This window comes from Actinoplanes xinjiangensis, assembly GCF_003148685.1.
GTDB classification, from domain to species: Bacteria; Actinomycetota; Actinomycetes; order Mycobacteriales; family Micromonosporaceae; genus Actinoplanes; species Actinoplanes xinjiangensis.
Window position 1 is genome coordinate 106,689 of the sequence record NZ_QGGR01000028.1, and the last position, 13,533, is coordinate 120,221.

At 69.6% G+C, this 13,533-nt stretch carries 14 protein-coding genes; 8 read left to right on the forward strand and 6 right to left on the reverse strand.

The features are described from left to right. Positions 1-2: 2 nt before the first annotated feature. Positions 3-1,586: a tetratricopeptide repeat-containing diguanylate cyclase gene (locus BC793_RS39610; RefSeq protein ID WP_109601745.1), complete on the reverse strand. Its 1,584-nt coding sequence runs from the start codon at positions 1,584-1,586 to the stop codon at positions 3-5. A gap of 88 nt (positions 1,587-1,674) precedes the next feature. Between BC793_RS39610 and BC793_RS39615 the strand changes: the two genes are divergently transcribed. Together BC793_RS39615 and BC793_RS39620 are read left to right on the forward strand one after the other, a co-directional pair. Continuing rightward, positions 1,675-2,874, forward strand: coding sequence for a lycopene cyclase family protein (locus BC793_RS39615; protein WP_109601746.1), 1,200 nt, complete (start codon positions 1,675-1,677; stop codon positions 2,872-2,874). A 35-nt stretch (positions 2,875-2,909) separates the two neighbouring features. Continuing rightward, complete coding sequence (locus BC793_RS39620) at positions 2,910-3,482, forward strand: hypothetical protein (RefSeq protein WP_146246678.1); 573 nt, start codon at positions 2,910-2,912, stop codon at positions 3,480-3,482. Here BC793_RS39620 and BC793_RS39625 read toward each other — a convergent pair. Both BC793_RS39625 and BC793_RS39630 read right to left on the reverse strand, forming a co-directional pair. Continuing rightward, the gene (locus BC793_RS39625; RefSeq protein ID WP_239170545.1) at positions 3,466-5,169 is read right to left on the reverse strand and encodes a sensor histidine kinase; all 1,704 of its coding nucleotides are present in this window, start codon (positions 5,167-5,169) and stop codon (positions 3,466-3,468) included. The genes BC793_RS39620 and BC793_RS39625 overlap by 17 nt on opposite strands. A 20-nt stretch (positions 5,170-5,189) precedes the next feature. Then, complete coding sequence (locus tag BC793_RS39630; protein ID WP_203896535.1) at positions 5,190-5,876, reverse strand: response regulator transcription factor; 687 nt, start codon at positions 5,874-5,876, stop codon at positions 5,190-5,192. A 172-nt stretch (positions 5,877-6,048) separates the two neighbouring features. On the opposite strand from BC793_RS39630, the gene BC793_RS49220 reads away from it, so the two are divergent. The 5 genes from BC793_RS49220 to BC793_RS39655 all read left to right on the forward strand — a co-directional run bounded on the left by BC793_RS49220 (position 6,049) and on the right by BC793_RS39655 (position 9,681). Next, a complete protein-coding gene (locus BC793_RS49220) occupies positions 6,049-6,471 on the forward strand; it encodes a hypothetical protein (protein ID WP_146246679.1) in 423 nt (140 codons plus the stop codon). A gap of 225 nt (positions 6,472-6,696) precedes the next feature. Beyond that, positions 6,697-7,011 (forward strand): PadR family transcriptional regulator, encoded by a 315-nt coding sequence (locus BC793_RS39640; RefSeq protein ID WP_109601751.1) that lies wholly within the window; start codon positions 6,697-6,699, stop codon positions 7,009-7,011. Continuing rightward, positions 7,011-8,099, forward strand: a complete 1,089-nt coding sequence (locus BC793_RS39645) for a hypothetical protein (protein WP_146246680.1) — start codon at positions 7,011-7,013, stop codon at positions 8,097-8,099. The genes BC793_RS39640 and BC793_RS39645 overlap by 1 nt, the downstream gene beginning before the upstream one ends. 132 nt (positions 8,100-8,231) lie before the next feature. After that, entirely contained in the window at positions 8,232-8,750 is a 519-nt protein-coding gene (locus BC793_RS39650) for a redoxin domain-containing protein (protein WP_239170544.1), read from the forward strand. Position 8,751: 1 nt separating this feature from the next. Further along, positions 8,752-9,681 carry a cytochrome c biogenesis CcdA family protein gene (locus tag BC793_RS39655; RefSeq protein WP_170167332.1) on the forward strand — a complete coding sequence of 310 codons (930 nt, stop codon included), beginning with the start codon at positions 8,752-8,754 and terminating at the stop codon, positions 9,679-9,681. Positions 9,682-9,833: 152 nt separating this feature from the next. On the opposite strand, the gene BC793_RS39660 is transcribed toward BC793_RS39655, so the two are convergent. Next, positions 9,834-10,301: a hypothetical protein gene (locus tag BC793_RS39660; protein WP_146246681.1), complete on the reverse strand. Its 468-nt coding sequence runs from the start codon at positions 10,299-10,301 to the stop codon at positions 9,834-9,836. A gap of 215 nt (positions 10,302-10,516) precedes the next feature. On the opposite strand from BC793_RS39660, the gene BC793_RS39665 reads away from it, so the two are divergent. After that, complete coding sequence (locus tag BC793_RS39665; RefSeq protein WP_203896534.1) at positions 10,517-10,888, forward strand: TfoX/Sxy family protein; 372 nt, start codon at positions 10,517-10,519, stop codon at positions 10,886-10,888. Positions 10,889-11,230: 342 nt separating this feature from the next. Here BC793_RS39665 and BC793_RS39670 read toward each other — a convergent pair whose 3' ends face one another. Continuing rightward, the gene (locus BC793_RS39670) at positions 11,231-11,434 is read right to left on the reverse strand and encodes a hypothetical protein (protein ID WP_109601754.1); all 204 of its coding nucleotides are present in this window, start codon (positions 11,432-11,434) and stop codon (positions 11,231-11,233) included. A 207-nt stretch (positions 11,435-11,641) separates the two neighbouring features. Then, positions 11,642-13,084 carry a GGDEF domain-containing protein gene (locus BC793_RS52520; RefSeq protein ID WP_282959009.1) on the reverse strand — a complete coding sequence of 481 codons (1,443 nt, stop codon included), beginning with the start codon at positions 13,082-13,084 and terminating at the stop codon, positions 11,642-11,644. Positions 13,085-13,533: the final 449 nt, after the last annotated feature.

Sequence of the window (13,533 nt, forward strand, 5' to 3'; positions counted from 1 at the left end):
CATCATCTCCGGGCGGGTGTGCCGCTCGCCTTCCGGTCGATCACCCGGTTGCGGCCGGCGCGTTTGGCGGCGTACAGGTTGCGGTCGGCGGCGCCGAGCACGTCGGCCGGGCGGTCCGGGTGGCGGCCGTAGGCGACGCCGATGCTCACCGTCACCGGCAGGTCGCCGGTGAGCGTGTGCCAGGGATGGTGCTGTACGGCGGCACGCAGCGCCTCGATCCGGGTGAGTGCCTCCTCGCGGGGCAGGCCGGCGAGCACCACCAGGAACTCCTCGCCGCCGAGTCGTGCGGTGAAGCCGCCGGCGTCGCCCTCGGGGACGGTCTGGGCGACCAGACCGGCGAGGACGATCAGCACCTGGTCGCCGATGTCGTGCGAGTAGGTGTCGTTGATCGACTTGAAGTGGTCGGCGTCCACGATGGCGACCGTCACCGGGCGGGCACCGGCGCCCCCGGTGAGCAGTGACGGCAGGCAGGCGTCCACGTACCGCCGGTTGCGCAGCCCGGTCAGTGGGTCGCGTAGCGACTGTTCGCGGAAGCTCTCCGCGTCGCGGCGGGCCTCGGCGGTCTCGAAGGCGGCCTGCCGGATGCGGGCCTGCGCCTCCCGCTCGCGGGAGCTGAGTTCCTCACTGGCCTCGTGGTACGCCTTGTAGGCGACGAACGCGGCCCGGAAGTCGCCCAGGGTGGCGCACAGCTCGGCCTGTTCGCGCAGCACGTTGGCCCGCACCCGGGCCAGCGCCGGGGTTTCGGACAGCTGCCGGGCCCGGTCCAGGGTGGTCTGGGCCTCGGCCGTCGCACCGGTCCGGTGGTAGGCGGTGGCCAGGGTGAGGACCGCCTCGGCCTCGGCTTCCGGATACTCCGGGTCGAACTCGCAGGTCATCAGCCTCTTGGCCGTGACGACCGCCTCCTGGGTCCGGCCGACGGCGAGCTGGATGCGGGCGAGGGTGTCGAGCATCGGCGGGATCGGCTCCCGCCCGTCGCTCTCGAGCAGGGCGAGCAGCCGGGCGATCACCGGTTCGGCCTGTTCGGCGCGGCCGGCGGCGAACAGGGCGTAGGCCAGGTCGTTGAGCACGTACGAGCAGAACAGGGTGTCCTCGGCGCCGAGCGCGACCTGCTCGGCCTCCTGATAGCGCCCGACGGCGGATTCGATCGACCGGGTCCGGTACAGCGCCTCGGCCAGGGCCATCAGGTGCATCACCCGGATCCGTGGGCCGGTCGTGGCGGGCAGCAGTTCCAGCCCGCGCAGCGCGTGGTCCAGCTGGCCGGCGTAGTCGCCCATGTTGGCCGCGACCCGCGACAGTAGCCGATGGACCCGGGCCTGCAGCGACGGCAGGTCGTGCTCGGCCGCCCGGAATCCGACGGTGCGCAGGATCCGGGTCGCGTCGCCCGTGGTCTCGGTCTGCCGCAGCAGCGCGTCAGCGGCCAGCGCCTGACCACGCAGCTCCAGCTCGACGTCCCCCGCGGCCCGGCCGGCCTCCTCCGCATCGGCGGCGCACCGCAACGCGGCCGCCGGGTCGATCACGAAGGACGCCTCCAGCTCGCGGATGGCCGACGCCAGTCGAGTCGTGATGCCGCTCGATAGTCCATCCACGACAGCCGAGGGTAGTCGGCATGTCGATCTGCGCAATGCCCGCGCGGCTCGCGTGTGCCGGTGTCTGCGCAGGTGAGATGATCACCTGATGGCCCTGCCCGTGGACGTCGACTTGGCTCTGGTCGGTGGCGGCGGGGCGGCGTCGCTCGTCCTCGCCGCCCTGGACCGGGAGAACCTTTCCGGGGTACGGGTGGCGATCGTCGACCCGGTACACAAACGTGGGCAGGACCGCACCTGGGCGTTCTGGGGTACTCCGGGTACGTTCCTCGATCCGCTGCTCAGCGCGAGCTGGCCGGCCGTCGACGTGGTCACCGCGGCCGATCGCCGGACGTTGGCCCTGCATCCGCTGCGGTACGCGATGCTGCGGTCCGGGCCGCTCTACGACCTGGCGGGTGCGGCGGAGCAGAGACTCGGCGCGATCCGGTTCACCGCCGCGGCCGGTGCGCTGCACGACGACGGTGGGCATGTCACCGTCCACGATGCGGAGGGTGCGCCGCTGGTTCGCGCCGGGTGGGTCCTCGATTCCCGGCCGCGCCCGCCGGGACGTCCCGGCCGTACCCATTGGCTGCAGCATTTTCGTGGCTGGTGGCTGGAGGCCGACCGGCCGCTGTTCGACGCGCGGCGGGCGGTGCTGATGGACTTCCGGACCCCGCAACCGGCGCGCGGGGTGTCGTTCGGATACGTGTTGCCGGTCAGTGACCGTTTCGCCCTGGTCGAGTACACCGAGTTCTCGCCGGCGGTGCTGTCCGGCGGTGAGTACGATGCGGCGCTGCGCGACTACCTCACACGGCTCGGCATCGACGGCGACACCGTGCGGGTCCGCGAGGTGGAGAACGGGGTGATCCCGATGACCGACGGTGTCTTCGAGAGCCGGCCGTCGCCGCGGGTGGTCCGGCTCGGCACCGCGGGGGGAGCGACCCGGCCGTCCACCGGTTTCACCTTCACCGCGATGGCCCGGCAGGCCGACCGGATCGCCCGGGAGGTCGCGGCCGGCCGGGCGCCGCTGCCCGGCCCGGCATACCCGGCCCGGCACCGGTGGATGGACGCGGTGCAGTTGCGGGCCCTGGATCGTGGGCTGACCGACGGTGTCGCGTTCTTCGGCCGGTTGTTCGACCGTAATCCTGCGGAGCGGGTGCTGCGGTTCCTCGACGGCACCACCTCGTGGCGTGAGGACCTGACCCTGATGGCGTCCGCTCCCCTGCTGCCGATGATCCGGGCCGCCACCGGTGACGCGGTCGCCCGCCTGACCCGCTCCGCGGGCCGCGGCCGGACCGGTGGACAACGCTAACCACTCGCTGACATGCCGTTGAGAACTTCGTTGGTATGTCTTTCAGGAAAATGTCTCTCCTGCTCGCGGCATCCGTCGCTGTCCTGACCGTCACCGCGTGTGGGAGTGAGCCGGAACCGCAGACCACCGGCGCCGAGGTCGCAACGCTACAGAGCGCCCCGGTCGGCGCACCCGCCTCGGCAGCCTCGGCGGCGACCGGCGACGGTGCGGTCATCCGTCCGGATGCGAGCAGCGCGGAGATCCACGACCTCGAACGTGCCTACTTCAAGTGCCTGCGCGACAACGGCGCTCCGTCGTCGAAGGACGGCGTCACCGAACCGGGGCGGCCCTCGCCCGCGCCCGAGACGGTCCGGGCCGCGGAGGTCGCGTGTGCCGACAAGCAACCGGTGAGCTGGTTCGACGTGGAGCGGCGGACCAATCCGGAGTTCCCCGATCTGCTGCGGACCGCGGCCGGGTGCCTCAAGAAGAAGGGATTCCAGGCACGGGTCGTCGAGACACCCCAGTGGCGGCTCGCGTATCGAGACAGCGGCGAGTTCATGCGGGCCGGTGATACCGAGGCGCAATGCGTCGACGAGGCGTTCGCCGCCAGGATCAAGACGTATCGCTGACGGGCCCGGCGGGGACGCGTACGGTGACGGTGGTTCCGGCGGCGAGCGTGCTGACCGCGTGCACCGTGCCGCCGTGCGCCCCCGCGAGGTCACGCACGATGGCCAGACCCAGACCGCTTCCGCCGGTATTGCGCCCGCGGGAGCGGTCGGCCCGCCAGAACCGGTCGAAGATGTGTGGCAGGTCGTCCGGTGCGATGCCCGTACCCGTGTCGGAGACCTCGATGAGCAGGTCAGGGCCGGTCACGTCGGCCCGCAGCGCGACGGTGCCGCCGGGCGGTGTGTGCCGGACCGCGTTGGAGAGCAGGTTGCCGGCGACCTGACGCAACCGGACCGGGTCTGCCACCACCGTCGTCCGCGGGTCGAAGAGGGTCGTCAGCTGTATTCGGCCGGCCTCCGCGGCACCCCGGTGCGCCTCGACGGCGACCCCGAGGACGTCGCCCAGCCGCATCGGTTCCGGGTGGATGCGCAGCGTGCCCGCGTCCGCGGCGGCCAGGTCGCGCAGGTCGTCGAGGATGCGGGACAGCTGCGAGGTCTCGTTCAGCAGCAGCGTGAGCAGGTGGCTGTCGGTGGGCGTCACACCGTCCTCGGCCGCCTCCAGCCAGCTCTGGATGTTCGTCGTGGGATTGCGCAGTTCGTGGGCGATGTCGCTGATCATCGCCTTGCGCTGCCGCTCGGAGCGGTCGCGGCCCTCGGCCAGGTCGTTGAGGACCGTGGCGAGGTGGCCGATCTCGTCCCGGCCGGCGACCGGCATCGGTTGCCGGGCGCCCGCCGCGGCGGTGAGCGCGCGCAGCGGCCGGACCAGGCGCAGCCCCATCAGGACGGTGAAGGCGACGGTCAAGGTGAGTACGGCGCCGATGACCCAGGCGATGCTGGCGAGGTTGTCGCCGGACAGGCTGAACACCTCGGGCTCGCCTGAGGTGGCCGGGTCGCCGACGTACAGCAGGGCGGGCGGTGCCACGTACGGTCGCAGTTGGTCTCGGCGCGAGCTGGTGATGCAGGCGTCGAGCTTCGGTGAGGGCTCCTCCTTCGTGACGAAGCCGGGCCCGATGCCGACCGTCCGCTTCGAGCCCAGACATCGGGTGACGCGGCGCTCGAGGTCGGACAGCGCTGTGGCCTCGGTCTGGATGCGTTCCGGGTAGTGGACGCCTCCGCAGCTCATGGCGGCGATGTCACCGATGGCGGCGGACCGTGCCCGCACGGTCCACCGGCCGGTCGGCTCCTCGACGGTCTCCCCCGGCGCGCCGTGGCTCTGCATGCAGCCGAGCACGCCGTCGGCCCACTTGCGCACGAGTGCCCGCTCGTCCCTGGTCAGGCGGTAGGGGCCGACGGCGCGGGGGTCCGGGCCGTCCAGCGGATCGATCGTCGCGGTGGGCCGGCGGTCCGTCGGCCACGCTCCCGGGTGGGTGTCCGCGATCGGCTGCCGGTCGGCGGTCAGCAGCGTGATGCGCTGTCCGGTCCGCTGCGCCAGCTGGTCCAGTGTCGGGGCGACCCCGTCCCACCCGCGGTGGGTGGCGGCGAAACCGGTCAGGACGTCGTACACGTGCCGGTCATCGGCGAGTGACCGGCCCTGTTCCTGGCGGATCGCCTGGGTCGTGGTCTCGACCGCGAGCCACGCCGTGCCGACGACCGCGCAGACGGCCACCAGGATCGAGGTGGCCAGCAGCCGCACCACAATGCTCCGGTGCATCGGTACGCCGCTGCCGGCCATCACCTGCCGCCGGTGAGCTTGTATCCGACGCCGTACACGGTGACCAGCAGTTCGGGTTGCTGGGGATCCGCTTCGATCTTCCGGCGCAGGTTGAGGATGTGCACGTCGATGGCCCGGCGGGTGGAGGACCGGTCCAGACCGTTGCTCACCTCCAGCAGCTGGTTACGGGTGAAAACCCGCTCGGGTTGCCCGCTCATCGCCTCGATGATCGCGAACTCGCCCCGCGTGCACTCGATCCGCCGTCCCGCCACGGTGACCTCGTGCCGTCCCGGGTCGACGGTCAGCGGTCCGACCCGGCGGATACCGCGGGGATCCGGTGCCGCCGTGGCGCGGCGCAGCAGGCTGCGGACCCGGGCCGCGAGAACCCGGGGGCTGTACGGTTTCGTCAGGTAGTCGTCGGCGCCCAGTTCCAGCCCGACGAGCTGGTCCTCCTCCTCGGTGCGCGCGGTCAGCATCAGCACCGGCACCGCCGACTGCTGCCGCAGCCGCCGGCACACCTGCAGCCCGCTGAGGACCGGCAGCATCACGTCGAGCACGAGCAGGTCCGGCGCGGTACGCAGCGCGTGGTCGAGCGCCGCCTGGCCGTCGTGCACCACGGCCGCCCGGTGACCGTCGGCCTCCAGATACCGCCGAAGCACCTCGGCTTGGAGTTCGTCGTCCTCGGCGATCAGCACGTATGCGCACACGGGGGCACTATATGTAGGAAGATCGAGTAATTTCGCCGTCCGGATCGTTGCTGCCGCCTAACAGGTTCCTGATGTCGCGCGTCTGGGCGGAGTCATCCTGGCGAAGCCGTACTGACGGAGTGTCGTACGTCTGTAGGAAGATTCTGGGATGCCGGTCGCTTCCCGTTGGGGCATGACTCCCCAACGCAGTATCGAGTTCGAGTGTGCACGCCGAGGCGTCTCCGCTGTGGTGGCCGGTTGCGTTGGACTCGTCGAGGGCGACGACGGTGATGCCGAGTTGATCATGGCGTTGGGTGGCCCTGCTTCGGGGCGAATGCTCTGTGGTTCTTCCCGTGCCGATCTCCACTGGCTGCGGGTCTGGGGAATGCGCGGCCTCCTGTGGGCTTGGGATGACAGCACGGCGGCCGCCGCAGCCGCGCAAGCGGCATTGACCGATGACGCGTGGCGGGTGCGCGAGATGGCCGCCAAAGTAGTGGCGAAACGTTCGATCGGGGACGCGATGCCCGCGCTGGTGCTTCTGCAGGTAGACCCGGTAGTACGCGTACAAGCCGCGGCCGATCGGGCCATCCGGATCCTGGCCCGCGCAAACGCATAGTCGAGCAGCGCGCGTCACCGTCACCGTGACGGTAAAGCGAATGCCAGCGATACGGGACCACAGGCGAATACCGGCGCTGCCTGCAAAAACAGGCGGGAAGACAAACACTTACCTGGCGTTCGTTGAGGTCGATGTGCCGGCCGCTCGGGTCGCCGCCGACGATGCGGCTTGACGTCGTTACTACGTCCTGCGATGCTACGCGTTACGTAGTAACGGGAGGCACATATGTCGGGGCTGTCTCAACTCGGTAGGTTCTCCGAGCCGGCGTTGCTCATCCTGGTCAGCCTTGCTGACGGGGCGAAGCACGGCTATGCGATGCAGGACGACATCGCCGCCCTGACCGACGAACGGCCGGGACCGGGCACGCTGTACGGCGCGATCCGCCGCCTGGAGGAGCACGGCTACATCGAGTCGTTGCCGGAGCAGGACCGTCGCAAGCCATATCGGCTCACCGACATAGGCCGAGCGGCCCTGCAGACCGAACTGCAGCGCATGCGTACGGTCGCCAGCACCGGGCTGCGCCGGCTGGCAGTCGCCTGATGCCCACGAACCGAAGCCGGGTTCTCGCCGTGGTGCTCGCGCTCTACCCCAGACGCATCCGCGACCGCTACGGCGCCGAGATCACCGAGTTGCTCACCCACTCCCCCACGCCGGGACGCGACCTCGCCGACGTGGCGTGGTGCGCCCTTGCCGACCGGGGAGCCTCGTTGACCATGTCGCACGCTCGTCCACACCTGATCAGACTGGCGGGGCTGCTCGCCGCTCCGCTCGTGTTCGGAGTCGCGCTGGCGGCCCTGGCCGGCATCGCCGTCACCGTCCTCGGGGCGGTGGAAGGTTTCGGTTACCAGGTCGGCTACCGGCTCGTGGACGTGGTGATCGCCGTTTCCGTGGTGCCGGTCGCTGCGGGCACGGTGTGGCTGGCCCGCAGAACCGGGCGCAGGGAGCACGTCGGCACGCCGATCCTGGTCGTACCCACGGCCCTGGCGCTGGGCACCATCGCGGTGGCGAGTCTGCCCTACCTGGGCGAAGCCGTGGGTGAGACGTGGTCGGCGACGCTGGTGTCGTCGGTGTGCTGGTGTGCCGCCACGTTCGTACTCGCCATAGGCGGTGCCGCATTGATGCAACGGGCGAGGACCGGCGCCGCCTGGACGGTCATGGTGCTGGGCGGGCTGGCCATCCTCGAACTCACCTGCACCGTGTACGTGCTGCTCGTACACCGTTCGTACGGGCTGCCTCCGTCGTCCGCGTTCGGTGCCTACCCGGTAGTGATCACCGGAATGGACCCCGGTCTCGTCGGTGACCCTGCGGGCCAGTTGGCCGAGGCCCTCAAGGGTTTGCCTGCCCTGCTCACGGTATGTACAGCGTTCACCATCACGCTGGCCCTGACCCGCACCACACGACGGCACGCGACGCCAAAGCCGGCCTCAAGCTCATCCGCCCGTCGTGAATCCTGCACAGCCAGCAAAGATCTCCACCCCATCTGCGGCCGCGAAGCAGAGAGACGCGTCCATGCCGCTCGCTCCGCCGGCCGGTGCTCCCATCGCTCACCGACCACGAGCAGCGGGTACGACCACCAGGTCAGTTCCGGGGACGCCCCTCCTGCCTGCGGTCCAGGCGCGCCGTCATGACGTAAGGATTTCGCAATATCGGTGGTGGCGCTGCTCCGGGGAGGATGAGAGCGCGCCGGTCGTTACGTGATCTGGCTTGCCGATGGCCGGGTCGGGTGCGACACGGTGGCGGCCGATGAACGGAGGGGTCGGATGAGCGTTCGCCGGGGACTCGCGGTCCTGATGATGGTTGCGGTGCTGGCGGTGGCCGGGTGCGGTGCGTCCGGCGGTGACCGGCCGCCCGGACCGGCCGGCAGCAGCGGGGGCACCGATAGTTACGCATTCAGCGTCGCGACTCTGGACGGTGGCACGTTCGACGGTCGCAGTATGGCCGGCAAGCCGGCCGTGTTGTGGTTCTGGGCACCGTGGTGCCCGACGTGTCTGGGGCAGGCGAAACAGGTCAACGCGCTGGCGGCGGACTACGCCGGTAAAGCGACCGTGGTCGGGGTGGCCGGTCTCGACAAGGTCGCTGAGATGCGTGACTTCGTGGGATTGGCGAAGCTGTCCGGGTTCCCGCAGCTCGCCGACGAGCAGGGGGTGGTGTGGCAGCGGTTCGGCATGACGCAGCAGAGCACGTTCGTGGTGCTCGACGCCCAGGGTGCCGTCGCCGCCTCCGGCCGCCTGGACCCGGCCGGGTTGCCGGCCCGGCTCGACAAGCTGCTGGTGGGCTGAGGTGTCGGAGGCACCGCTGGCGCTTGCGGTGGCCGCGGGGATGCTGGCCGCGGTGAATCCGTGCGGGTTCGCGCTGCTGCCGGCGTACCTGTCGCTGCTGATCGCCGGTGACAGCGGCGGGCGTGGTACCGCGGTGGTGCGGGCGCTGAGCACGACGGCGGCGATGACGGCCGGGTTCGTCGCCGTGTTCGGGCTGTTCGGTCTGGCCGTCGCACCGGTCGCGGGTTCGGTGCAGCGGCACCTGCCGTGGGTGACCATCGGTGTGGGACTGGTGCTGGTGGGGCTCGGTGGGTGGCTGTTGGCGGGCCGGCAGCTGCCCGGTCTGGCGGTGACGATGTCCCGTGGCCCCGCTGCCCGGCGGACGCTGCCGTCGATGGCCGTGTTCGGTGCCGCGTACGCGGTGGCATCGCTGTCGTGCACCATCGGCCCGTTCCTGGCGATCGTGGTCAGCAGTTTCCGGGCCGGGTCGAACGGTGCCGGTGTGGCGCTGTTCGTGGCGTACGCGATCGGGATGGGGTTGACCGTCGCTGTCGCCGCCGTCGCGGTTGCGCTGGCCCGCGACGGTCTGCTGCGCCGGGTCCGCCGTGCCGCTCCGGTGCTGTCCCGGGTGGGCGGCGCTCTGATGGTGGCGGCCGGCGCCTATGTGGCCTGGTACGGCTGGTACGAGATCCGGGTGCTGCGCGGTGGCGCTGACGGCGATCCGGTCATCGAGGCCGCCGACGCGGTCCAGAGGTGGCTGTCGACCGCCCTCGACCAGGTCGGAGCGGGTGCGCTGAGCATGGTGCTCGTCGTCCTGCTGGCGGTGGCCGGGGTGCGCCGGTTCACCCTCCGGCGTGCCGGCACCGGGGGTGCCTCGACCGTGGTGCCGGTTCAAGGTCGGCCTGGGGGCGATGAGCAGGACAGACGTCCGCCGTTGGCCAGGGAAGGCTGATCACAGCGCTGGTTGAGGATGCGTCGTAGGAAGCAGGATCAGCGTGCGATCAAGTCGCTGGGGGTTGTTCGAGGCGCTTCGATCTACGCCGCAAACGCGTGGTGCGCGCCCGTTGAGCAAACCCGTGCGCGGATTACGGCCGCGTCTGTCGATCAGTAGTGAGCGAGAATCTGAGTGACGGGATGCCCGACAAGTTCGGCCACCTCGGCGAGTTCTTCGTCGTCGAGCTCATACTTGGCGCGGCTGGGATTCATCGCGCAGATCTCGAAACGGGCGAACCCGACTGGCCAGTCGAAGCGTAGCGAATCCAGTGCGACGACCGTTTCACAGCAGGGCACCTCGAAGTCGAGGTTGCCGAAGGCTTCGCCCTTCTCCTCGATCAGATCGAAGAACCAGCCCACGTGGATGTCACCGCTACAGTTCGAGCAGGTGATCCCGGTGGTGTTATCACCGGCGTCGATCAGGGTGACCTCGTCGTAGAACTCTGTCTCGACCTCTTCAACGTCATCTTGTGGGCCGGAGAACAGTTGGACCACGTAACTCATTGCCGCCGCAGCCGCTTCGGGAGAGGGCTGCCACCGCTGGTCGGTAGGGATCAACCGGATGTAACCGTCGCTCACAGCGTCAGCATGAAGGTCCGTCTCGGCGTGATCAAGCTGCCGAACGAACCCGCGTCGGCAGCTTGCTGACCCGCTCGGTCGGCGCCGATGAGGTAAGTGTCGATACCAGAATGCCGGCTTCCGCACTTCCAACAGGCCGCGGGTCGGAGCGGGCCGCGCGAGCGGCGGTGACGTACGTTCCCTGACAACAGGAACTCGCCTCAGGAGGAGTGGTCGTGGCGTTCGACTCTGAGACGGCCGAGCGTGTCCGGGCCGCGTTGGCTGATCGGCAGGTCCGCGAGGTCAAGATGTTCGGGGGGCTCGCCTTCATGGTGGACGAGCGGATGGTCGTCTGTGTCTCGGCGGGTGGCTCGGACCTGCTCGTCCGGGTCTCCCCCGACAGCGACGCCCAGCACTTGGAGAAGTCGGGAGCCGCGCGCGCCGAGATGGGCAAGGGCCGTTCGATGGGCGAGGGGTGGATCACGGTCGACAAGACGGCCCTTGTCGAGGAGAAGGACTTCACGGACTGGATGACAGCAGCGCTGTCTTTCCACGCGCAGGGCTCAGGCGGGAAGCCGGCGACCAGGTCCAAGACCGAAACAAAGTAGCCCCGGTCCCCGCCGGGGCGGACGCCCCGGGGGATCGCCACCGGGTAGCACTTCGCTGCCGTTGTCGCTGTCGAAAACCAGGCACGGTCGTGCGAGCCTGCCGCGCAGGGTGGGAACGCCCTCGCCGGCAAGGGCGTCGAGGGCGGCCAGCAGCAGCACGTCGGCCTCGAAACGGAGCCCGGTCAGCGCAACCCTTCGGGAACGATTCGCCACGTGCTTCGCCTGGGTGACGCTCTCACTGATCTCCCGGATCGGCGCGCCCATCTCCTCGGACCCGGCCGCCTACCAGGGGCTTGAGGTCGGCCGGGAATCACCCGGTGGCCGAGGAGGTAGGCGGATGGCTCAGTCCGGCGGTCCGATAGGACTGCCTTGCGCGGCCGGGCTGTCGGCCGCCTCCCCCGGCGTACCCGAGCCGCCGTTCTCGGCCAAGTGCTCGTGGTCGTGGTCGAGGTCGCCGGGCAGGTCGTTGTCCGGTTCGGTCATCGCCCCGGTGTCCATCGATCCCGGGTCCGCGATGCTGCTCAGATCGTCGTGCGGATTAGTCATGCCCGACGTCTACCCGGCACGGCGCCGGTGACTCACCGCGCCGCCCGTGTTCACGGCGATTTCACCCGCCTCACTATTCATCCCAGGTCCGGATGCGGGCTAGTACCAACGCCGTTCAGTTAGGGCTGGATGCCGCCGCAGTCGGCGGCATGGTCAACCTCTGGGGCAGCTACCTCATCTTCGTGCGGGTAGCCGTGCGATAGGGCATCAGCCATGGTGAACCCGGCCTCGTCCGGCACCTTTGGCGGCGTACATGGCGGTGTCGGCACGCCGTAGCTGCGCGTTGGGGTTGTCGCCCTGGGCCGCGGTGATGACGCCGATGCTCGCGCCGATGTACACCGTCCGTTCACCGAGTTCGAACGGCTGTGCCAGCTCCTGAACGATGCGTTCGGCGATGGCACCGGCCGTGCGGTCGTCGGTCCAGGGCAGAATGACGGCGAACTCGTCCCCACCGAGCCGAGCGATGACATCCCCGGCTCGCACGACGCCACGCAGCCGGTCCGCGACGCCCAGCAGGATGTTGTCGCCGGCGTCATGACCGAGTTTGTCGTTGACCGGCTTGAACCCGTCGAGGTCGATGTACAGCAAGGCGGTAGGGCCCACCTCACCGGTTAGCGACTGCTGCCAGCAGGTGTGAAAGCGCCGGCGGTTCGCCAAGCCGGTCAGCTGATCGGTGCTCGCCTGCACCTCGGTCGATTTCAGGGTGTCGGTCAGCAGCACCACCAGGCCGTGCAGGCGGGCGATGACCAGCAGAAACAGGATCACGCAACCCGACACGATCACCGGAATGTTGATCTCGGTACCGCGCAGCCATTCGATGACCAGTGCTGCGGGTGCCATGAGGCTGGCTGCCGCCAGCGCGATCAGCCGCCGCACGCCGATCGGGCCCTCAGCCACCGGCGGCGACAGCCGTGACATGTCGGCCATGCTCGGGTGCAGCGCGGCCGCGCCGGCGAACGCGTACATCAGCATCCAGGCCGCATCGATCGGGTCGCCGGCGTTGTAGCCGCTCGTGAGCTCCATGAATCCGTAGACCACATCGCCGACAAGCATGGCCACCATCGCGGCCACGGAGAGCCGGTAGGCCGGCGGCTGATCCCCGCGGCCGGTGGTCAGCCGTACCAGCACCGCCAGAAGCAGTAGGTCGGCCATCGGATAGGCCAGTGACACCGCGCGAGCCAGAACGTCGAGGTCGCTGGCGTGAACGTACGGTTCCATCAGGAAGACCCACGACAGCATGGCAGCGCCGGTGGCCAGTACCAGCGCGTCCAGTAGGCCGGGCCGGTCCTTGCCCGGCCTGCGCGCCCGCACCAGGCCGAGCAGGCCCCCGGCGAGCAGAGGGTAGGAGCCCAGATAGAAGGCGTCCGCGATCGACGGGAAGACGTCACGGTCCAATACCGAGCTCTGCACCCAGTAGATGACGTCACCGGCGGCGAACAGCAGCCAACCCGTCGCCATGCCGTACCACGGCCAGCGCACCGCAGGCCGGTGCCGCGCCACTCCGACGACGGTGGCGACCACCGCGGAGACACCGAGCAGCCCCGACAGGACCATCTTGACCGGCTCCCACGGTGCCAGGAAGCACGCGGCCACCACCAGGACGCTCACCGCGAGGAACACCGACCACGCGTGACGACCGAACCGCAGCACCATGACTCCCTCGAACCAGCAATCCCTGACGCTGTGATCGGGAACAGTCGCCTGGATCTGAGGCATCGCCGCGGTGGTTCTTCTTACTGGTGCCGGGTGTTAGAGACGGAACAGACCGCCCGGAACGTAGTCGTGCACGACATCACGACCGACACGGGACCGTAATGCGAACGGCACCTCTCTACTGCAGGCGTCTTGACAAAGAGACGTGCCGTTCGGTTCGTCTGACGGCGAGCCGCCGGTCCGGGCTGGTTTCTTCGGTCGGGCTGTCTTATGGTCAGGGCCCGGTCCAACTGCCCAATGCAGTCGCGGCCTATGCGGTCGCCGCCTGCTGCGCATCGTCGCCGCGAGCTGGGGAGTGTCAAGAAAACGGTGTAACTCGATTTGTTGAAGGTCAGTTACGGCCTGCGGTGAGGCGTCCTTCGAAGGCGAGGTCGAAGGCGTTGAGT

Bases quoted from the DNA above. Each gene is read 5' to 3' on its own strand.
- BC793_RS39640 (WP_109601751.1), top strand. From the start codon at position 6,697: ATGTCGGGGCTGTCTCAACTCGGTAGGTTCTCCGAGCCGGCGTTGCTC.
- BC793_RS39625 (WP_239170545.1), bottom strand. From the start codon at position 5,169: ATGCACCGGAGCATTGTGGTGCGGCTGCTGGCCACCTCGATCCTGGTG.
- BC793_RS39670 (WP_109601754.1), bottom strand. From the start codon at position 11,434: ATGACTAATCCGCACGACGATCTGAGCAGCATCGCGGACCCGGGATCG.
- BC793_RS49220 (WP_146246679.1), top strand. From the start codon at position 6,049: ATGACTCCCCAACGCAGTATCGAGTTCGAGTGTGCACGCCGAGGCGTC.
- BC793_RS39650 (WP_239170544.1), top strand. From the start codon at position 8,232: ATGAGCGTTCGCCGGGGACTCGCGGTCCTGATGATGGTTGCGGTGCTG.
- BC793_RS39620 (WP_146246678.1), top strand. From the start codon at position 2,910: ATGTCTTTCAGGAAAATGTCTCTCCTGCTCGCGGCATCCGTCGCTGTC.
- BC793_RS39645 (WP_146246680.1), top strand. From the start codon at position 7,011: ATGCCCACGAACCGAAGCCGGGTTCTCGCCGTGGTGCTCGCGCTCTAC.
- BC793_RS39615 (WP_109601746.1), top strand. From the start codon at position 1,675: ATGGCCCTGCCCGTGGACGTCGACTTGGCTCTGGTCGGTGGCGGCGGG.